The organism is Paraburkholderia sp. BL18I3N2 (assembly GCF_003001875.1).
In the GTDB taxonomy this organism is placed as follows: Bacteria; Pseudomonadota; Gammaproteobacteria; order Burkholderiales; family Burkholderiaceae; genus Paraburkholderia; species Paraburkholderia phytofirmans.
The window spans coordinates 1-20,389 of sequence record NZ_PVNC01000028.1; the positions used below are offsets into that span (position 1 = coordinate 1).

15 protein-coding genes and 2 pseudogenes are annotated in these 20,389 nt (G+C 59.1%); 7 read left to right on the forward strand and 10 right to left on the reverse strand.

Translation table 11 applies throughout. The features are described from left to right. The first annotated feature begins 351 nt into the window (after positions 1-351). From B0G75_RS36480 to B0G75_RS36490, 3 genes and pseudogenes are all read left to right on the forward strand, one after another. On the forward strand, positions 352-3,615 hold the full coding sequence (locus tag B0G75_RS36480; RefSeq protein ID WP_106314588.1) for an efflux RND transporter permease subunit: 3,264 nt from the start codon (positions 352-354) through the stop codon (positions 3,613-3,615). Next, entirely contained in the window at positions 3,605-4,810 is a 1,206-nt protein-coding gene (locus B0G75_RS36485; protein WP_106314589.1) for an efflux RND transporter periplasmic adaptor subunit, read from the forward strand. Before B0G75_RS36480 ends, B0G75_RS36485 begins: the two co-directional genes overlap by 11 nt. Further along, a pseudogene (locus B0G75_RS36490) lies at positions 4,803-6,246 on the forward strand (efflux transporter outer membrane subunit). The gene B0G75_RS36485 and the pseudogene B0G75_RS36490 overlap by 8 nt, the downstream one beginning before the upstream one ends. 100 nt (positions 6,247-6,346) lie before the next feature. On the opposite strand, the gene B0G75_RS36495 reads toward B0G75_RS36490, so the two are convergent. Next, complete coding sequence (locus B0G75_RS36495; RefSeq protein ID WP_106314590.1) at positions 6,347-7,528, reverse strand: porin; 1,182 nt, start codon at positions 7,526-7,528, stop codon at positions 6,347-6,349. Between the two features lie 321 nt (positions 7,529-7,849). Between B0G75_RS36495 and B0G75_RS36500 the strand changes: the two genes are divergently transcribed. Beyond that, positions 7,850-8,137, forward strand: coding sequence for a DUF4148 domain-containing protein (locus B0G75_RS36500; protein WP_106314591.1), 288 nt, complete (start codon positions 7,850-7,852; stop codon positions 8,135-8,137). A 353-nt stretch (positions 8,138-8,490) separates the two neighbouring features. Here B0G75_RS36500 and B0G75_RS36505 read toward each other — a convergent pair whose 3' ends face one another. The 5 genes from B0G75_RS36505 to B0G75_RS36525 all read right to left on the reverse strand — a co-directional run bounded on the left by B0G75_RS36505 (position 8,491) and on the right by B0G75_RS36525 (position 12,195). Further along, positions 8,491-9,177 (reverse strand): response regulator transcription factor, encoded by a 687-nt coding sequence (locus B0G75_RS36505; RefSeq protein ID WP_106314592.1) that lies wholly within the window; start codon positions 9,175-9,177, stop codon positions 8,491-8,493. Positions 9,178-9,214: 37 nt separating this feature from the next. Next, complete coding sequence (locus tag B0G75_RS36510; protein ID WP_106314623.1) at positions 9,215-10,618, reverse strand: HAMP domain-containing sensor histidine kinase; 1,404 nt, start codon at positions 10,616-10,618, stop codon at positions 9,215-9,217. 7 nt (positions 10,619-10,625) lie between these two features. Beyond that, positions 10,626-11,303 carry a response regulator transcription factor gene (locus tag B0G75_RS36515; RefSeq protein ID WP_106314593.1) on the reverse strand — a complete coding sequence of 226 codons (678 nt, stop codon included), beginning with the start codon at positions 11,301-11,303 and terminating at the stop codon, positions 10,626-10,628. Between the two features lie 43 nt (positions 11,304-11,346). Next, positions 11,347-11,721: a hypothetical protein gene (locus B0G75_RS36520; protein WP_106314624.1), complete on the reverse strand. Its 375-nt coding sequence runs from the start codon at positions 11,719-11,721 to the stop codon at positions 11,347-11,349. A gap of 207 nt (positions 11,722-11,928) precedes the next feature. After that, positions 11,929-12,195 carry a winged helix-turn-helix domain-containing protein gene (locus tag B0G75_RS36525; RefSeq protein ID WP_258194888.1) on the reverse strand — a complete coding sequence of 89 codons (267 nt, stop codon included), beginning with the start codon at positions 12,193-12,195 and terminating at the stop codon, positions 11,929-11,931. 438 nt (positions 12,196-12,633) lie between these two features. Here B0G75_RS36525 and B0G75_RS36530 point away from each other — a divergent pair, with 438 nt between their 5' ends. Then, complete coding sequence (locus B0G75_RS36530; RefSeq protein ID WP_106314595.1) at positions 12,634-13,962, forward strand: MFS transporter; 1,329 nt, start codon at positions 12,634-12,636, stop codon at positions 13,960-13,962. A gap of 38 nt (positions 13,963-14,000) precedes the next feature. On the opposite strand, the gene B0G75_RS36535 is transcribed toward B0G75_RS36530, so the two are convergent. Both B0G75_RS36535 and B0G75_RS36540 read right to left on the reverse strand, forming a co-directional pair. Then, entirely contained in the window at positions 14,001-15,338 is a 1,338-nt protein-coding gene (locus B0G75_RS36535; RefSeq protein WP_106314596.1) for a ferric reductase-like transmembrane domain-containing protein, read from the reverse strand. 455 nt (positions 15,339-15,793) lie between these two features. Then, positions 15,794-16,417 carry a heme-binding beta-barrel domain-containing protein gene (locus B0G75_RS36540; RefSeq protein WP_106314597.1) on the reverse strand — a complete coding sequence of 208 codons (624 nt, stop codon included), beginning with the start codon at positions 16,415-16,417 and terminating at the stop codon, positions 15,794-15,796. A gap of 508 nt (positions 16,418-16,925) precedes the next feature. Here B0G75_RS36540 and B0G75_RS36545 point away from each other — a divergent pair. Continuing rightward, positions 16,926-17,206, forward strand: a pseudogene (locus tag B0G75_RS36545) (2-hydroxycarboxylate transporter family protein); the annotation flags it as partial. 285 nt (positions 17,207-17,491) lie between these two features. Here B0G75_RS36545 and B0G75_RS36555 read toward each other — a convergent pair. Both B0G75_RS36555 and B0G75_RS36560 read right to left on the reverse strand, forming a co-directional pair. Continuing rightward, a complete protein-coding gene (locus tag B0G75_RS36555; RefSeq protein ID WP_106314598.1) occupies positions 17,492-18,868 on the reverse strand; it encodes a HAMP domain-containing sensor histidine kinase in 1,377 nt (458 codons plus the stop codon). Next, positions 18,855-19,538, reverse strand: coding sequence for a response regulator transcription factor (locus tag B0G75_RS36560; RefSeq protein ID WP_106285942.1), 684 nt, complete (start codon positions 19,536-19,538; stop codon positions 18,855-18,857). Before B0G75_RS36560 ends, B0G75_RS36555 begins: the two co-directional genes overlap by 14 nt. A 163-nt stretch (positions 19,539-19,701) precedes the next feature. On the opposite strand from B0G75_RS36560, the gene B0G75_RS36565 reads away from it, so the two are divergent. Next, a complete protein-coding gene (locus tag B0G75_RS36565; protein WP_106314599.1) occupies positions 19,702-20,379 on the forward strand; it encodes a response regulator transcription factor in 678 nt (225 codons plus the stop codon). Positions 20,380-20,389: the final 10 nt, after the last annotated feature.

Genomic DNA, 20,389 nt, shown 5'->3' on the forward strand with positions numbered 1-20,389 from the left:
TCAATCAGTTCGCCATTCTGTTCGGCGAGCGGTTCACCAGCGCCATCAACTGAGATTTCTAACCGGCCTCAGCACACAAGATTTCTGACACGTCCTACATGGGGCGGCTGGAGAGCGGCACTCGCACTCTCTCCAGCGGCGGCAATGCATAGAAGCGTCCCAGACCTCTCAGCTTTATCTCCAGATCCGGTTCATACGAGTCTCGTGAACTAAAACTTCCTTAATGTTCGAGGTAGAACTCTGTTAGCGCTCCGCGTTCAGAATCCCCTCATAAACAGGCGTTTCATGCCTCGATCGTATACCGATGCATGCGCGCGATGACCATGCGCTTTCCTGAATGGAGCTGTTCCGATGTTGAAACTGGTCAGGCTGGCGTTGACGCGGCCCTATACATTCATCGTGCTCGCGATGCTGATTTTACTTTTGGGCCCTTTATCGGCATTGCGCACACCGACGGACATTTTTCCCGACATACGTATTCCGGTGATCAGCGTCGTATGGAGCTATACGGGGCTACAGCCTGACGACATGGCGGGTCGAATCGTTACTTATTACGAGCGCACGCTCGGTACGACAGTGAACGATGTTGCGCATATTGAATCGCAGTCATTCACGGGATACGGCATCGTCAAGATATTTTTCCAGCCAACGGTCGACATCCGGACCGCGACGGCGCAGGTCACATCGATCTCGCAGACCGTGCTCAAACAGATGCCGCCGGGTACGACTCCGCCGCAGATCCTCAACTACAACGCATCGACTGTTCCCGTATTGCAGTTGGCGTTGACAAGCGACACACTTGACGAGCAGCAACTGGCTGACTATGCGACAAACGCGATTCGCCCGCAATTGCTGAGTGTGCCGGGCGTCGCTATTCCGACGCCATACGGCGGAAAGACGCGAGAGGTGCAGATTGACCTCGATCCCAAAGCGTTGCAGGCGAGAAAGCTCTCGGCAGAAGACGTCGCCGCGGCGCTTGCCCGGCAGAACCAGATCATTCCTGCCGGCACGCAGAAGGTTGGCGCATTCCAATACAACGTCAAGCTGAATAATAGTCCAGTAGACCTCGAGGAGTTGAATGCGCTGCCTGTGAAAGTGGACGGCGACGCGACAATCTACATTCGCGATGTCGCGCATGTACGGGACGGATATCCGCCGCAAACCAATATTGTCCGGGTGGACGGCCGCCGCGCGGTGCTAATGAGTATCCTGAAGAACGGGTCCGCTTCGACACTCGACATCATTTCTGGCGTCAAGGCGAAACTGCCGCTCGTCGAAGCTTCGCTTCCCCCGCAACTGAAGCTGGTCACGATGGGCGACCAGTCAAAGTTCGTCAAGGGTGCCGTGAGCGGCGTGGTGCGTGAAGGCGTCATTGCAGCGGCCCTCACGTCCGCCATGATCCTGCTCTTCCTCGGCAGTTGGCGCTCGACGCTTATCATCGCGGCGTCGATTCCGCTAGCCTTGCTTGCGGCAGTGGCGGCGCTTTCCGCGATGGGCGAGACGCTGAACGTGATGACGCTAGGCGGGCTCGCGCTGGCAGTAGGGATACTTGTCGACGACGCCACGGTCACCATTGAGAACATCAACTGGCACCTGGAACAGGGGAAAGACGTGCAGCGGGCGATCATGGACGGCGCGCGGCAGATCGTCACGCCAGCTCTGGTTTCATTGCTGTGCATCTGCATCGTGTTCGTTCCGATGCTGTTGCTCGACGGCATTGCGCGGTTCCTTTTCGTGCCGATGGCGGAAGCCGTGATGTTTGCGATGATCGCTTCGTTCATTCTGTCGCGCACGTTTGTGCCGATGATGGCGCAGTACCTCCTCGCGCCTCATGCGTCGGGCGGGCATGCAAGCGGCGAACTCGCGGCGATAGTCGAATCTCACGGCAGCATGTCCACAAGTCCAACGTCGCGCAATCCGTTTGTACGGTTCCAGCGCGGCTTCGAGCAATGCTTTGTGCGCGTGCGAAATGGTTACCGCGTGCTTCTCGGCCTTGCGCTGACGCACCGGAAGCGCTTTGTGGTCGGCGTACTGGCCGTCGTATGCGTGTCCTTCCTGCTTTCACCGTGGCTCGGACGGAACTTCTTTCCCGACATCGACGCGGGCGAGATCTCCTTGCATGTGCGCGCGCCGGTTGGGACACGCATCGAAAATACGGCAAGTATTTTCGATCACGTTGAAAACACCATTCGCCAGGTTATTCCGCCGGGTCAACTCGGCAGCGTGGTGGACAATATTGGCCTGCCAGTCAGCGGTATCAACCTGACATACAACAACAGCGGCACCATCGGTTCGCAGGACGGCGACATCATGATCTCGCTAGGCGAGAATCACGCGCCAACAGCTCAATATGTGACAAAGCTGCGCGAAGTGCTGCCGCATATGTTTCCGGGTACGACTTTCTCTTTCTTACCGGCGGACATCGTTAGCCAGATCCTGAATTTCGGCGCACCGGCACCGATCGATCTGCAAGTCGCCGGGCCAGACCAGGCCGGGAATCATCGGTACGCGAACGAACTGTTGCGACGGGTGCGGATGGTCTCCGGTATTGCCGATAGCCGTATCCAGCAGGCGGTCACTTATCCGCAGTTCACCATCACGGTGAACCGCTCTCACGCGGGACGACTGGGCATTAGCGAGGAGGATGTGACGGACTCCGTCGTTGCAACACTCGCCGGTACGAGCCAGGTAGCGCCCACGTACTGGCTCAATCCAACGAACGGGGTTTCATACCCGATCGTCGCGCAAACCCCCGAATACTGGATGGCATCGCTGTCCAATCTCGAGAATCTCCCGGTAACAGACGCAAGTGGCCGCTCGCAATTGCTCGGCGGTGTCGCGAGTATCGCGCGCGGCGTCGGCAGCGCGGTGGTATCGCACTACAACATCGAGCCGTTGTTTGATATTTACGCCACTCCGCAGGGTCGCGATCTGGGTGCGGTCGCGAGCGACATCGACGGCATCGTGCGTGCCACAGCGAAAGATGTGCCCAAAGGCTCGACGGTCACACTGCGCGGTCAGGTGCAGACCATGAATAGCGCATTCACCGGGCTGCTGTTTGGCCTCGTCGGGGCCATCGTGCTCATCTATCTGCTGATCGTCGTCAACTTCCATTCGTGGGGCGACGCATTTGTGATCATCTCGGCGTTGCCTGCGGCGCTGGCTGGCATCGTGTGGATGCTGTTTGCGACGCACACGCCGCTGTCGGTGCCGGCGCTCACTGGCGCGATTCTTTGCATGGGTGTGGCAACTGCGAATAGCGTGCTGGTCGTCAGCTTTGCACGCGAACGGCTCGCGGTGACTCACGACGCCCTGCGGGCGGCCTTCGAAGCGGGCTTCTCGCGGTTTCGTCCTGTGTTAATGACGGCACTCTCGATGATCATCGGCATGGCTCCGATGGCGCTGGGTCTCGGCGACGGTGGTGAGCAGAACGCGCCACTCGGACGAGCCGTTATCGGCGGCCTGATCTGCGCGACCTGCGCCACCTTGCTGTTCGTTCCGGTCGTCTTCAGTCTCGTGCATCGGCGCGATGCCGCCCCACCTGACGCTGGACCGGGAGAACACGACTCACACGATCATTCACCTTCCGAACCTGGAGTCATCCATGTCAACTGACATCGACATAGCAGCGCCGCGGCGGCTGCGGCCTCTCAAACTCGCAGGGGTTGTCGCTCTGCTGGCTGCCGCAGCGGTTGCAGCGACCGGCATCGCAACGCGCGTCCATGCAAAGGAGCAGATGGCCAAATGGTCGGCCGCGCAGGCGATTCCAACGGTCGTCGCCAACCCGCCGTTGCATGATAGTTCTGCGCAGGTGCTAGTCTTACCAGGCCAATTGTCGGCCTATGTGAAGGCACCGATCTATGCGCGCGTGTCCGGTTATCTGCATGCGTGGTATGCAGACATTGGTGCGCACGTGAAGGCCGGGCAGTTGTTGGGCGATATCGATACACCCGATCTCGATCAGCAACTCGCTCAGGCACGTGCCGATCTGCGCACCTCACAGGCGAACGAAACGCTCGCGGCATCCACGTCGCGCCGGTGGACCCAGATGCTGCAGCAGGACTCCGTATCGCAGCAGGAGACAGACGAAAAGACGAGTGACCTTGCGGCAAAGCGGGCGATGGTGGCTGCGAACCAGGCGAACGTTGCGCGGCTGGAGGCTCTTGAATCGTTCAAACGGATCACCGCACCTTTCGATGGGATCGTGACTGCGCGAAAAACCGATGTCGGCGCGTTGATCAGCGCGGGCGGCGGCAACGGACCGGAGTTGTTCACCGTTTCCGATGCACGGCAACTGCGCTTGTACGTCAGCGTGCCGCAGAACGAAGCCGCCGTAATCCGGCCCGGACTGGTCGCGAGTCTGACCGTGCCGGAACGCCCTGGTATGCAGTTCTCCGCAAAGCTTGTCGACACGGACGACTCCATCACACCTTCGTCGGGGACGCTGCTGGTTCAATTGGCAGTCGATAATTCCAGCGGCGTGCTGATCCCGGGCGAATACACCGAAGTTCATTTTGAACTGCCCATGGACAACCATGCGATGACAATTCCTGCTAGCGCGCTGATGTTCCGGGAAAGCGGTTTGCAAGTGGCGGTGGTCGGCCCGGGTAATCACGCAATGCTGAAGCGGGTGAGCGTCGCGACCGATCTGGGTACCAAGATTGTGATTGCATCGGGTTTGACTGCCACCGACCGGGTGATCGACAACCCGCCTGATTCGTTGGCAAACGGCGATCCAGTGCGACTTGCTTCGACATCCGCGACGACTGCGCTGACACAGCACAATGAAGCGGAGCGCAGTCATGGTTAGGCGTCGCGTATGCACGGTTCTGATTGCCGCAGCGATCGTGAGCGGGTGTTCGTTCGCGCCGCCGTATCAGGTACCGCCGTCGGCCATGCCGAGCGCGTTCAAGGAGGCCGGCGGATGGCAACTCGCCGAGCCTGCCGACCATATGCCGCGCGGTGAGTGGTGGACTGTGTACCGCGATCCTGTCCTCGATGAACTGGAAAGCAAGGTGGCCGGCGCTAACCCCGACCTGGCCGCGGCGATTGCCAGGCATGACCAGGCGCAAGCGTATCTGGACCAGGCTCGCGCTGGCCTCTTTCCCACCATCGGCGCTTATTCGCAGTTCTCACGCTCGCGTCAGTCCGACGACCGGCCATTGAGGGGCGCTAATCAACCAGCGCTCTACAATTCGGCGACTGTCGATGTCGGCCTCAACTATGACCTCGATCTGTGGGGAAAGGTGCGCAATGAGGTTGCCGCGGGCAAGGCGGCGGAGCAGGCGAGCCAGTACGACATCGAGTCATTGCGATTGAGTTTACAGGCTAAGCCTTGCTGAGGCGTATTTCCGTCTGCGTGGTCTCGATCGACAGCAGGAATTGCTGGCGGATACCGTTCGCACATATGAGCATGCATTGCAGTTGACTGAAAGCCGGCACGGTGGAGGTATCGCATCCGATCTCGATGTGTCTCGTGCTCAAACCCAACTTGAATCGGCAAGGGTGTCAGTTGAAGATGTGTCGGCACGAAGGGCCCTGTACGAGCATGCGATCGCGACTATTGCGGGTGAAACGGCTTCAAAATTCTCTCTAACGCCTGCCGTCGCCCCGACGTATTTGCCCTCGATCCCGGCTGGAGTGCCTCTCGCGCTGCTGCAACGTCGGCCCGATATTGCGGCTGCCGAGCGCCACGTCGCCGAGGCGAACGCGCAGATCGGCGTCGCTAAAGCAGCTTTTTTCCCGGATGTGTCGTTAGGTCTTGACGGCGGTTATCAAAGCACAACTTTATCCCCGTGGCTGGCAGCGCCTAACGAGATGTGGTCGATCGGTCCGAGCCTGCTGATGACCTTGTTCGACGGCGGCCGGCGAGCGGCCGTCACACGCCAGGCGCAGGCAAAGCTCGCGGAAAATGGCGAAAAGTACAAGGCGACGGTGCTACTGGCAGTACAGCAGGTCGAAGATCAGCTTTCGCAGTTGCATTACCTGGGCAACGAGTCCGCGAAAGAAGAAGGGGCGCTTTCGGCCGCGCAGCGTACGCTCGAGTTGTCGATGTCGCGTTACCGCGATGGCGTCGTCAGTTATCTGGATGTCGTCACTGCGCAGGCAATGGAACTCGAAACGCAAACGTTGGTGCTGAATTTGCAAACTCGCGAGTTGATCGCCTCCGCTGCACTGATAGACGCGTTAGGGGGTGGATGGGGCAACGAACCCGCCGACACGCCGACGTCCACAACGACCAAGTGAACAGTCACGTGTCGCAGAACAGGATGCCTCGCAGCGGTTTGCAGCGATTCGCGGCGATGCGTCCTGCTCGTCATGCACAACGCGAGTTAAAGACAGATGTCTAGAAGCGATGGCGTAGGCCCATTGCGACCACGGTCTGCTGATTGCCTGCTGACGGTGCCAGCGTGAAGATCGAAGCGTTGCCGAGCGCCGGTATGCCGCTGGCGCCGGACACATGCTGATAGACCCCTTCAAGATAGACGTCTGTATGATGCGACAGCGCATAGTCGGCTTGCAGCATCACCTGATTCCATTTGGGCGATGCGACGCCGCTCGCGCTGCTGAAATGCCCATCGGTGAAGGTATAAGAGCCGCCTAGGCTCAGGGCCGGCGTCAGCGCATATCGTGCGTTCAGTTCGTAGTTGGTGAACGTCAAGAGGTCCCCCTTTAGAGCGACGTACGCACCGCCTTGCGCGACTTGAGCTGGGTCGTCCATGATCGTGCGCGTGACGACTAGGCCGACGGTGGCGGCCCCGAATGCGTAACGGCCCGCTGCGCCGAGGATGCGTTGACGCGCGCCCGTCAGCATCGCGTCGCCGTCACTGCTGCTGATCGCACCGCCTGTGTTGGTGGGAGCGTCGACGCCGCCCGGATGATTACCCTGAAAATATCCGGCTGCCAGGTCGACCGGCCCGCGCGACCATGCGGCGCCGGCGCTAAATGCGTTATTGTTGCTGAAGCCGCCAGCCGCATTGCTAAATGCGTAAGCCCAGCCGAACTTGAAACCGTGGTAATCCGGGCTGCGGTACTTGACCGCATTGTTCATGCGAAAGTCGTTAGCCAGGTTGTCGTTATCGAATGGGTGATCCGCGAGATTTCCGCCGAAGCCGGAGCCGGTTGCCGACAAAGGCGCGACAAAGTCGACGAGGAAGTCGTATTGGCGCCCCATGGTCACTGTGCCCCACGTGTTGCTCGACAATCCCACCCACGCCTGCCGTCCGAAGACGTCTCCGCCATTAGCCAGTTTGCCGTTGGCGATGTTGAATCCGTTCTCCACATCGAACACCGCGTGTAAGCCGCCGCCCAGGTCTTCGGTGCCACGCAGCCCCCAGCGGTCACCGTTGAGATTGCCGCTCGCCATCATCCAATTGTTATGTCCCTGACCGTTGGCTGTCTTCTGGTTACTCACATAGTCGATAGCCGTGTCGAGCGTGCCGTAGAGAGTGACATTGCTCTGAGCGTGCGCGGCTGTCGCGAAAGCCGCCGCTAGCGCCGCACAGATTGTTGCTAATGCTTTATTCATGTGGTTTCTCGTGGAGATAGATAGGTCTGCCGCGTTTTTCGGGCGCGAGTTCGCGCCTCGATGCGAGCGACTGGCGGGAATGTATTCGGACACGATTGGCCGCGGATGATAAAAAGCGATCGATTAGATGAAATTCGTTTAATTTTTCGATCCACACGGGTTCAGCGATTCGTGATCGCACACAATGTCTCCGATAAACTAATTTTCACCGTTCAGCTAGTCATCCGATAAAGGTGGCTGGTTATGCTGATCCTCAACCGGTTCTCGCGAGGCATAACGCGCAGCGACCGGCTAATTAACCTAAATGTTGAGGATCAGAAAATGAAACGGATCACATTGGCGATCGTTATCGCTGGAACACTGTCGGCCGCAACGGCCTTTGCACAGTCGGCTCCGGCCGGTTCCGCGGGTGGCACGCAGATGAGCAGTCAGGCGGCTCAGGTCGCGTCAAATGTCACATCGGCGGGCGCGGCCAGTGGCCAATGGGTGCCGCCATATGGTCGACCGGTTGCGCCGAAGACCCGCGCTCAGGTCTATCAGGAACTGGTGCACGCCGAGCAGGATGGGCAACTTGCTTACCTGAACTCGACGATCTATGCGCACCCGTAACGTAGCAAAGCGCTTGGCCAACGGCGGCACGATGACGTCGTTGGCTGAGACTCGTGCCTTATAAACGCTTGTAATCTGGAGCCGAGATGAATCGAAGCCGATCCACGAAATTCCGCGTGGCCTTGATTCTGGCGACCGTTGCTAGCGCTCTCCTGTCCGGGTGCGCGTTGGAAGCAACGAAGACCGCCGACCAATGTGTCGGTCCACCAAGCTATTGCAACGTCTACTTTGGTGGATCATAGGGAGTGCGCTTCCCTTGCTCGGGAAGCGTACAGTCAGCGGCATACGAAGACGGAAAGAAGCGGGAAAGAAGGGGGAAAGCCGCTATGTGTCGGATCGACCGGCAACTTTCGTCAACCATTCGTCAGCGTGAGCTGATAGCCGTAGCGTTTTAACGTATCGATGTGTACATCGGGATGATGCGGTGCGAGCTTGCGACGCAGACGCGATATCACAAGATTGACGCTCGAAGTAGCAACGTCATCGTGATCAGGCCACGCATAGCGGATCAGATCGGATCGTGACACAGGCCGATTCGGCTGGCGCAGCAGGCATTCGAGCAGCATGGATTCGCGGCGTGTTAGACAGAGCCGCTGTCCGCCCAGCACCAACTCCCGCGTGGCGGTATCGAATGTGGGACAAACGGGCACCTGTCCCTCCCGTTGGACCGCATCAGGGCTAACGCGCCGCAATGCATGCATGCGCTCATGCAATTCAATGAAAGACAGCGGGTGGCAGAAGCAGGCGTCAGCACCGGCTCGCAGTACCTGCGTCCTTTCCTTTGCGTGAGCCGCACCGAGCGCCACGATAATCGGTGCACCGCGGCTTTCGCTTGCGAGTTTGGGTAGGGCAGCTAGCAGGCAGGCATACGGCGGAACGTCTGTCGCCATGACAATCACTGCGTCAAAGCGCTCTTGCCCTGCGAGGAAGATCGCATCCTTCAAATCGTCGACCTGCTCGAGGCTGTGCGCGCTCTCGATCAGGGCTTTGTGAAGCCAGGCGGCTTCCGGTTGTGTACCGATAACTAGTAGGACACGCATGAACTGTCGAGTGCGAGGAGTTGATTGAGAAAATCGGTCATGTCAATGTTTTGGTCCAGCACTGAATCGTCACGCGTGTGCCCGGGTTCGCATCGCTAATCTGCATGCAGTAGTCATGCACGTTCACGACTGCCGAGACGATGCTCAGCCCGAGACCGGAACCCGGCAGATGTCGCGTCCGGTCGCTGCGATAAAAGCGCTGCAGGACCGCGTTGCGTTCATCCGCCGGAATGCCAGGACCACTGTCGATGACATCGATCTGCGGACCGCGCGACGTCCGGATGAGTTCGAGCTTGACGGTGCCTCCATCCGGTGTGAACTTGATCGCGTTGTCAAGCAGATTACTGAGAGCTTCAAAGATCAACGCGCGGTCCGCATGCGTCGTTCCGACGTTCGCAATGTGTGTGACGACGCTGATCGACCGGCTCTCGGCCAGCGGTTCAAAGAGTTCGCCGACTTCCGCCAAAAGCGAGGCCAGTTGCATTTCCTCGAAACCGCCGCGGCGTTGCAAGCTTCCGATTTCGGAGATACGCAGCATCGCACGGAAGCGCTCCAGCAGCGCATCCGTGTCGCGCCGCGCGTCATTGACTAGCTTGTTCAGCTCGGCGTCCGGTAGTCCGGCTATTCGCTCGTCAATGTGCACCAGCGACGTGCGTATATGGCTAAGAGGCGTTCTGAGATCGTGAGCGATTCCGTCGCAGGTTCCTTTCACCTCGTTCATCAGCCTTTCGACTTCGGCGAGCATGTGGTTGACCAGTTGAGCAAGCATATCGATTTCATCGCGTCCCCCAGTCGGCAGACGTTGTCCGAGATCGCCGCGTTGCGCAATACGTTGGGTCACGCGGCGGATCGCTTTCAGGCGCCGAACCTGTCTGACGCTCAGTGCTAGTCCGGCAATGACGCCCGCGCTGAGACAAAAAAGACCACCGCCAATCAGCGCAATGATCATGGTTTGCCGTATGCGCAAGACATGGGTAAGATCTCTCGCGATCACCAGCGTGTCACCGTTCGCGCGCTGGGCGGCCATGACGCGAACCATAGGGGCCGCTTCGTTGCCTCCGAGTAGGAGTTTGCCTCCGAGCGTCATACCCACGCGATTAACGGGGACACTAGGCGGGCGCACGAGTATATCGCCAGCCAGATGCCGTCCGTCGGAGGCAAACAGGCCGTAAAAGTTGGGGTGCATGCGCTCGTGTTCGGAACGCTGACGAACGGCGTCGGCGAGACTGTCGACGGGCGTGGTATCGAAATAGATCAATTGCCAGTGGAGGACTGCATCGGTTTCGCGGTCCATGACGAACGTGACCGAACGTTCCACCAGCACTAACAGCAGCATGACAGAGACAGAGAAGATCGCCGCGTAGACCGTCACAATGCGCAAGGTTGTTGAATGCCAGCGGCCGCCCAGCACCGGCTGCGAGGGGAATGCCTGGTCGCTCAAGATGCCGCTAGCCAAGTAAATATCCTGAACCGCGTACGGTCTGGATCAATGGTTGCACGCCAGGCGGATCGATTTTCTTGCGCAGACGGCCCATATGAACATCGATCAGATTAGTGCCCGGGTCGAAGTGATAGCCCCATACTGCTTCGAACAGCATCGTGCGGGTGATTGTCTGACCCGCATGGCGCATCATGTATTGGAGTACACGATATTCGGTGGGGAGCAGCACGATCTCTTTGTCGTCGCGTGTAACCGTGCGTGCGACCAGATCGAGTTCGAGGGGACCGACTCGCAAGGTCGCCTCGGATTGAGCCGGTTGCACTTGCCGGCGGCGTAGCAGCACTTCTATACGTGCTGCCATCTCGTCGGCATCGAAGGGTTTGGTGAGATAGTCGTCGCCGCCGGCGCGCAAGCCGCGAATGCGTTCGTCGACGTCGCCCAGCGCGCTCAGCATGAGCACAGGCGTCTGAATGCCGATGCCGCGCATTGTTTTCAGTATCGTCAACCCGTCGGCGCCCGGTAGCATGCGGTCGAGGGTGATGACGTCGTACTCGTCGCTGAACGCGCGCGCCATTCCCTCGCGGCCGTCCGCAACCCAATCGACGGTGAAGCCACGATCATTTAGCTCTCGCACGATTTCGCGCGCCGTCATCTCGTCATCTTCTATGGTCAACACTTTTGACATCGTCTTTCCTCGGTTCGCGTCCAACAGAGCAGCGCGAGATGCGCTAATTCGGCATGCAGTGCTCCTGGTCGAGGGCGACCAGATGCTCGGTTATGGCTTCGCGCAGTTGTGCGAGGCTGTGCGTCGGTAATGCGAACCCGGTCCATCCCAACCCGCTATGCCGAAGGATCAGTACCGCGCCGTCATACAGCGGGTGCTTTTCGGTATGCCAGCATGGGTCCATCTCCAGTACAAACTGCTGGTGTGGGGACGGTTGCAGGGGAATATCGGGGCGCATTCCCGCACGCAGGTAGCTCAGACGGTGAATCACTCCGTCGATGTCTTCTGCGTCTAGAAGCACCGCTGCATTTTCAATACCCATGCGTATCGCGGGTTTTCCGTGTTCGTTGACGACTTCGAGACTCATAGCTTGCGGCATTGCGTGCTCCCAGGATAGGTTGTCCTTGCCCATTATTGCGCGCAGAAAACCCCGGCTGTCTGAAAGAGCGCGATGCTTCGATGAAACTTTCTTTAAACACGACACTATCCTAAGAATTCCCGCGTGGAAGAGGCATGTTGCAGCTTAGTCCTGGTCGTATTTCAGGGCTTTCGCCCGCACATTAAAAAATTTTAATGTGGCGTCGGCTCAAGCCGGCGGCTCGACATGCCTGTATTTCAGCATGTAGCCGGCGCTGACAACGGCATGGATAAGTGCCACCGCAAAGCCTTTATCGACCTTATTCAGTAGACGATTGATAGGCGTATCGACCAGGTTCGCGCGGGGTTCGATATCGTATGTCCATGACGCATCGAGCGACATACCGCGCGTGACGACTTGCCCGGCGTTGCGGGCGAGGCATTCGAGCAACATGAATTTGCGGCGCTGCAAGCGCAACTTGCGCCCGCCGCGCATTGCGGTCTCGCCTGAACTCCGATCGATGTCCATCGAGATCTTCAATGCTGCCGCTGGTTGCACTGTTCAACTGCTATGCCGGCCACCATTGCTGGCGACGCAAGGCGCTGCTCTAAAAGCGAGTGCTTTTTGCGAAGTTGAGCGCTGTACCCGATCACCGACGCACGGCCACGGCAGCTTCGACGTGCAAGGAGATTAACTAATCTTCATCGTTTGGGTAGCAAGCCGATACCGGCAGCAGACTACGCTGGTCAGCAGCCTGTTTACACGTTTAGTACCCAAGCGGTCGGCTATCCGGCTTGCCCGGCAAATCAGTATGAACGTCGTGATATCGCATTCGCGCCTATTCACTACGTCTTTGGTCGTGCCCAAACGACGATAGCCAACACCTGCAAAACGCCAACAAAACGGGAGATCGTAATTCCTTGGAGACAATCCATGCAGTCCAGCTCAACTGACTCCCACCGCCGACAGTCACCGATTATCGCCATCTTTCGCGTGACAGCCGGTAATTTTCTTGAGCAGTTCGATTTTTTTCTCTTCGGCTTTTACGCTACGCAGATCGCCGCCGCCTTCTTTCCTCTGCATAGCGAGTTTGCTTCATTAATCTCCACCTTTGCGGTATTCGGTGCCGGGTTTCTGATGCGCCCGCTTGGCGCGGTATTTCTCGGCGCCTACATCGACGACGTCGGTCGGCGCAAGGGCCTTATCATGACGCTTGGCCTCATGGCCAGCGGTACCGTACTGATAACGTTCGTGCCTCGGTACTCGACAATCGGGCTCCTGGCACCGGCTCTCGTGCTGATTGGCCGCTTGCTCCAAGGCTTTGCGGCGGGCGCCGAGCTCGGCGGGGTTTCTGTTTATCTTGCGGAATTGGCGTCGCCAGGAAAGAAAGGTTTCTATACCAGTTGGCAGTCAGCCAGCCAGCAATTGTCAATCGTCGTTGCAGCGAGTCTCGGGTTTGCCCTGAACCGACTGATGGATGCGGCGGCAGTCGCAGCATGGGGATGGCGTATCCCATTCTTCGTCGGTTGCCTGGTTGTGCCGTTCGTGTTCATGCTGCGATACAAGCTCGAGGAAACAGAGGAATTCAAGAGGCGCGAGACTCGACCAGCGATGCACGATGTGATCCGCACCTTGGCTGCCAACTGGAAGGTCGTGGTAGCTGGAGCCATGCAGGTAGCCATGACCACCACCAGCTTCTACCTCATTACTGTCTATGCACCGACATTCGGCAAGACTGCCTTGCGCTTGGGCACGGCGGACAGCCTGCTCGTGACCGTCTATGTCGGCCTGTCGAACTTTATCTGGCTGCCGATTAGCGGTGCCTTGTCGGACCGGGTAGGGCGCCGACCGCTGCTGCTGTCGACAACTGTGCTTGCGCTCGCCACCGCGTACCCCGCACTTTCGTTTCTGGCCGACGCGCCGACATTCGGCAGAATGCTAGCAGTGCTGCTTTGGCTTTCGTTCCTCTACAGTATGTACAACGGTGCAATGGTCGTGTCCCTTGAGGAAGTGATGCCACCGGAGGTGCGCGTTGCGGGATTTTCGCTTGCTTATAGTGCTGCGACTGCGCTATTCGGCGGCTTCACGCCGGCAATCTCCACAGCATTGATCCACGCAACGCACGACAATGCGGCACCTGCCTGGTGGTTGAGCTTTGCTGCGGCATGCGCATTCTTCGGTACCTTGGCTTTGTGTCGGCATAAGCCGGCGTCTGTGAATCCGTCTTCAGCACGCGAATCTCGGTCTGTTCCGCGACCTTAGTCAGCACGGGCGCTTAGCCTTCCGACCGCCAATCCAAATCAGCGCATGTCGAATAGCTCCTGATGGAAGTCTTCGTGCGCTAATCCACGTGCAACCAGATCGTGCCGCAAGTTCTGGCCAAAACTCGCTGGCCCGCAGAACCAGACATCGGAGGACATCCAATCGGGCACGATCTCACAGACGCGCTGCCCGGTCAGGCGGTCGTCCTTGCCGCTAATCAGCACGTGAAGGCGCACGTTGGCGGCCATTGCCAGTTGACTCACCTCGCGGACAAACTCGTCGTCCATCGCGTTAGTGCTATAGAACAGGTCCGCTGCGCGTTTATCGGAATGACGCTCTCGCGCTTGCATTCGCGCGAGAAATGGGGTTATTCCAATTCCGCCGGCGATCCAGATCTGTCTCGGTTTGTCGCTGCGAAAGTCGAAGCGTCCATAGGGCCCTTCAACGCTGACGCGGGCGCCAGTCTTCAGAACGGCGGGCAATTGCACGGTGTAATCGCCAATGCTCTTGATATGAAAGCGCACTTTGCCGTCGTCGTGCCACGCCGAGGAGATTGTGAACGGATGCGCACCCTCGTGCGCGTCGAACGTGACGAAGGCAAATTGTCCGGCGGCATGACCCAACCAGCGGTCCTTGAGTTTGATGACGATGCTGAGTACCCGCATCTCCCGGTAATGCACAAGCTCCTCGATATGCCCGGCTGCTAGTCGCGTTCGTCCGATACGGCGGAGCAGCGAGACGGACGTGGCCATCATGGCCAGAAAAATCAGCAGTGTTATGACTGGTCCCATCGCTGTGGTCCAGTAGCTGTGCTTCATGAGTACCACCGCATGGAACGCCAATAACGGGTACGCAACTGCCAGCAGCCGATGTGTCTTGAAGAAATGTCGGTAGGGAAAGGCTTTCAGCAATGCAACGACGATGATTGCAACCGTTGCATAGAATGTCCATTCGCCAATCCCTTTGGCGAGTCCATGCTGCGCGTCTAGAATCTGGACAAAGGCTGACGGCGCGACCGATGGTGACAAGCCGTGCTCGCGCAACGGCCTTTGCATCCACCCCAGGCCGATTAGCCAGTTTGGAGACTTTGCACACAGCCAGTGAAGTATGGAAAGCACCAGTGCGCTGATACCGAGCCATTTGTGCAGTCGGTACATCTTGTCCAGCCCGCCGAGAAAGCGCTCCATGCTGGTCGGCCGGACTGCTATAACGATGCCCGAGCTCATGCAGCCGATCGCGAGAATGCCGGTCAAGTTGATCATTGACAGTTGCAAGGCCCGGAATCCGTGCGACCCGGGCAATGAAGTTTCAGCAATTAGCCAGAGCAGGGCCAGCCCTGTCAGCAAAAGCAGATAGGTTAATCTGATGTTTTTCATGATGTGGATGCGCCGCAGTGTGACTCCGGTGCGCAGTCGTCGAGCCGCGCTGGAGCTGAGAACACGGTTGAAACGGCCTGTCGTTAGTTGACAGCAGCCGAGAGCCTTCGTCCGGCTATGTCGACGGTTTTTCGGGGTGCCGAGCTTGCTGCCGGACGGTGACCGGATCAGACTGACGCAATTGATCAATAGCCGGGGGGGCGGGCGATTGGATGTATGCGATGTTGAGAGTTGGCAGATCCGGAAAGAAGCTTCCGACCCGTCGCCGTTTCGTGCCTGCGCCCGGTCACCATTCTTCGTGAGTTAAGAAAGTTTGCGGACGAGCCAATGTAGCCCGTGCAGCGTAAAAACTCAGCTGCCGGAACATGAAGTTATTTTTATGCAGTTGTCAGTGCAATCGCCCACCGCGCGTTGCCTGGGCAGCGTCGCGGCGAGACGCGGACTTGCGAGATGAACTAGTTTGCCTTGCTGAGGGTGCTAGAGTCAACGTGGGCGAACGACTTGCCGTACACATGTAATTGCGTATTTTGCGCGTATTTCAATGTATCTCCCGTCATGTCGAACGTGATCGAGAAAACACTTGTCGCGTCGTTCTTCAGCATGTACTGAGATTCAGCTACCCCGTGAGATTTTGACGTTAGAGTCATCTTATCGCCGGCTTTTCCTTCCGCCACAACGCAGACCGCCCGGGGAATACAAAATGAGTCATAGACAGTCTGGTTCTTCTTGTCGTAAATCAGATAGCCGCGTTGGTCATGGAACTGTTTGTTATCCCTTTTTCGGAACACCTGCAGCGTGTAAGCCATTGCCACCAGGTATTGATCGCTGGCGTTCGTTGCATCCGCTGCGGGTTCAAAGGTCAACTGTTCGTAATAGGGTTCCACTGCGGGATTGCCTGTACCTACTTTGGAACCCACTTGACCGGGCGCCACATCGACGCCACCGGCAGCAACGGTTCTCCAGGTTCCGGCCAGTTTGGCTAATGGACCGAAGTCCATTCCTTTAAGGACGGTTCCCTGCGCGTATGCGGTGGACATCGTTGACAGGGCGATTGCAAAACAAACGACGTATTTATTCACGATTTGCGTTCCGTTATTCAAAAAAGTTTTCTTGTCTGACGGCTATTTGACAAGAGAAGCTAACGTCAATTGTTTTATGTCCTGCAATTCCAAGTTTCAGAAAAGTCTGCGCGCCGTAGCGACCGGCCTGGTGCAACCGGCCGGCACAGTCGCCAATGACTCATGGCGGACTCCGGGAGGCCACGTCTGGGACGCGACGATTGACGCAAATTATCAACTGTTGCTGCCGTCGGATGTATCGCCCGATGGCGCGACGACGGCTGACGGGCCTTGCCTATCGGCATCCACGAGGCCCGCCGCGCAATCCAAACGACCCTCACGGAGACATTGCTGACCATGCTCACGCCTCGCCGGCTTGCGCGACGCTACTCCCGGCGTCTTCCGCTTTCAGTTTTGCCTGAATTTCCCGTGCTGGGTCGAAGAGCCGCAGTCGGCCCATGCGCCGACATCTGCATCGAAACCCGACGCATCCACGCGATCCCCGCGCGCCAAAGGGCGGAGACATGTTTTGTCCACATCCGCACATACTCAGAACAGTTCGCGGCCGACGCCCGCACAAGAGCCCGCGCAGTTGTCCACAGGCAATCCGATTCCGACCCGAAGGCTGGTGGATGCTGATGGAATACCGGATCCGCATCATCCCGCTGCCGGTCTAATTCATTCTTCTCACGCTGATCGGTCGGGTTTGCAGCCACGGGGAAGATGCCGGGTGAGATATCGATGACGATTGCGATGCTCGCCTTTTTTGGCTTCACCTGCGTTGAGCTTGGCAAACGCCTGCCGCTTCTGATGCCGCGGCGTCACAACGGCAACGTCGCGGAAGCCAGCGTCGAATAGGGCATGCCGAAAAGACGCTATATCACAAGCTTCGCCTACTAAAGGTTGCCTCTGGCGACGTCCCGGGCGAAAAGAGCGGAATGGGCAGGCCGTTCCCTGCAGGCGAGTAGCACAGGCATGGGCCTGATACCAGTGACAACCCGGGAGCCTATCGAAGGCTCAATCCAGGGCTATATGAAGGCTTGGGCCTGGGAGAGCATTAAGGAGCGAGGTCGATGACCGGCAGTTACCGATCGATCATCGGCTATCTGCCAGTTGACTTTGCGCGGGTTTGAACAGACTGATCTCGCAACCGACGTCCGCGTCGTGGAACTCCAGCGTCATGCCGTGTATGCCGGCCACGGCGGCGACAAGACTGAGCCCCAGGCCGCTGCCGGGGGCACGACGGCTCGCCTCGCCACGATAGAAGCGGCGTAGGACGGCAGCGCGCTCGGCCCGTGCGATGCCTGGTCCATCGTCCTTGACAGTGACGCCGCTGCCTCTTGTATCGTGCCACAGCGTGATATGCACGACTCCGCCATCCGGTGCGAACTTGATGGCGTTTTCGACCAGATTCGCAAGCGCCTCGAACAGCAGGTTCGGATCGCCCCGGATCTCCAGCGGCCCGGACACGGTGCGCTGCAGCCGGAAGCCAATCCGCCTGTCTTCGGCGGTCGGCTCGTAGAATTCGAACACGTCGTCGGCCACCGCGGCCAGGTCGACGCTGGCGAAGCCGGCGCGCCGCACGCCACTTTCGATCTCCGAAATGCGCAGCAGGGCGTTGAACGTGCGTAGCAAGCCGCTGGTTTCCACGATGGTTTCATCAATGGCCGCGCGATACTCTGCCTCGGTTCTGGCGCGCCGTTGCGCACGTTCGAGTCCGCCGAGCACTCGCGTGAGCGGCGTGCGCAGATCGTGCGCAATCGCATCGCACACGCCTTTGACCTCGTTCATCAGGCGTTCGATTTCGTCGAGCATGCCGTTCACGACGACCACCAGCCGGTCTATGTCGTCGCGTTTCGCATGCACCGGCAAGCGCCTGCTGAGATTGCCGGCGATGATCTCCTCGATCGAAGCGGTCACCGCATCGAACCGCCGCATCGCCGAGATGCCAATCAGGGTCGCCCCGATCAGGCCGATCACGAGCGTGATCATCGCGGTGGAGAGCAGCGCATGCAGCAGTTCGTCGTCGAAGTGGTCGAGCTCGAGGGTGTTCTGGCATTGCAAAGCGATGCGGCTATCGGGCACGTGCGCAGCGATGCATCGGCCAGGCGGTTGGCCCGGCAGATTGACGAGTCGCATCGAAAACGGCTGGTCAAAGACCGGGATCGCCGGCTGACCGCCCGCATAGCCGCCGGCAAGGTGTCTGCCGCTGGCTTCGAACAGGCCGAACGGGCGCTGGTGGCGCGGATCGAACTGGTTTTGATGTTCGAATCGCGCGACCAGTTCATCCGGCGCTTCGCGTTTCAACTGTGCATGCTCGCGAAGCAGCCAGTCGTCGATGCGTTCCTGTTCGAAGCCAGTGATCTCGCGGTACAGGTAACCGAACAGCAGCAACGCGATCACGCCGAACAACACCAGAAACAGCGTGGCGAGGCGATAGCCGGTGGTGCGGTGCAGTTCAGTCAGGCGCATGGAGCATGTACCCCGAACCGCGCACGGTATCGATCATCGGAGCCGTGCCGTCCGGGTCGAGCTTCTTTCTGAGACGGCTGATGTGCACGTCGATCACGTTGGTCCGCTCGTCGAGCCGGTAGTCCCATACCGCTTCGAACAGCATAGTGCGGCTCACCACCTGGCCCTGGTGCTGCATCAGATATTCGAGCAGCCGGTACTCGCGCGGCAGCAGCGGTACCGGGCGGCCGGCGCAGGTCACTTCGCGTTTGAGCGGGTCCAGACGCAACGGGCCAACCAGGTACTCCTGGACACCGGGCGCCGCCTCGCGACGGCGCATCAACGCATCGAGGCGCGCGGTCAGTTCGATGAACTCGAACGGCTTGGTCAGATAATCGTCGCCGCCGGCGCGCAACCCGCGCACACGCTCGTCGACCGCCGACAGCGCGCTCAGGATCAGCACCGGCGTGAGCACGCCGGCGCTGCGCAACGCCGACAGCATGCCGAGCCCTTCGAGGCCGCCCGGCAACATGCGATCGAGCACGATGGCGTCGTAACTGTTGGCGACCGCGAACATCAAACCGTCGCGGCCAGTACTCGCGGTTTCGACCCTGCAGCCGTGATCGGTGAGCGCTTCAACGATCTCTGCGAGAGTCTGCTCGTCGTCCTCGACGACCAATACGTTCAACATGCCTTTTTCCAGAAATGAGCGAGCGTCGCACCTGCGCTGGCCGGCCGATTTACACTAGGCTCGTACCTACGACGTGAGTAGTATGCCGTGTGAAGCCGTGCAGGCGTTTCGCGCCAACATGAAAAAATTTTAATGTAAGCCCATCAAACGTAAGCCGCAGCGCATGCGAATCCTGCTGATCGAAGACGATAGGCGCGCCAGCCAATTCCTGGCGCGCGGCCTGAGCGAGAGCGGTCTGATTGTCGACACGGTGGCCGACGGCGCGACCGGGCTCGCCTATGCGCGCGAGGGTATCTACGACGTGATCGTGACTGATCGGCGCTTGCCGGCGCTTTCCGGCACGGTCCTCGTCCAGCAGTTGCGCGCCGGTGGGAATACGACGCCGGTGCTGATGCTGTCGGCGGTCGGCGGCCTGAACGAACGTGTGGAGGCGATTCGTGCGGGTTGCGACGACTATCTCGTGAAGCCATATGCGTTCGTCGAAGCGCTGGCAAGAATCGAGGCGCTCGCGCGGCGGGCCGATCGCAGCAGGATGAGCGAGCGGCTCGAATGCGCGGATCTGGTACTCGACACGCGGGCGCGGACCGCAAACCGCGGCGGTCGCGATTTGCGCCTGCAGCACCGCGAATTCCTGCTGCTCGAATGTTTGTTGCGCCGCGAGGGGCAGGTGGTGACGCGCAGCATGCTGCTCGAGGCCGCATGGAATTACGATTTCGAGCCGCGCGGCAATATCATCGATATGCACATGCATCGGCTGCGGGCGAAGGTGGACCGCGATTTCCCGCGGGCGCTGATTCATACGGTGGTCGGCGCGGGATACATGTTGAACCCGGCGCCCTGACACGCGGAAA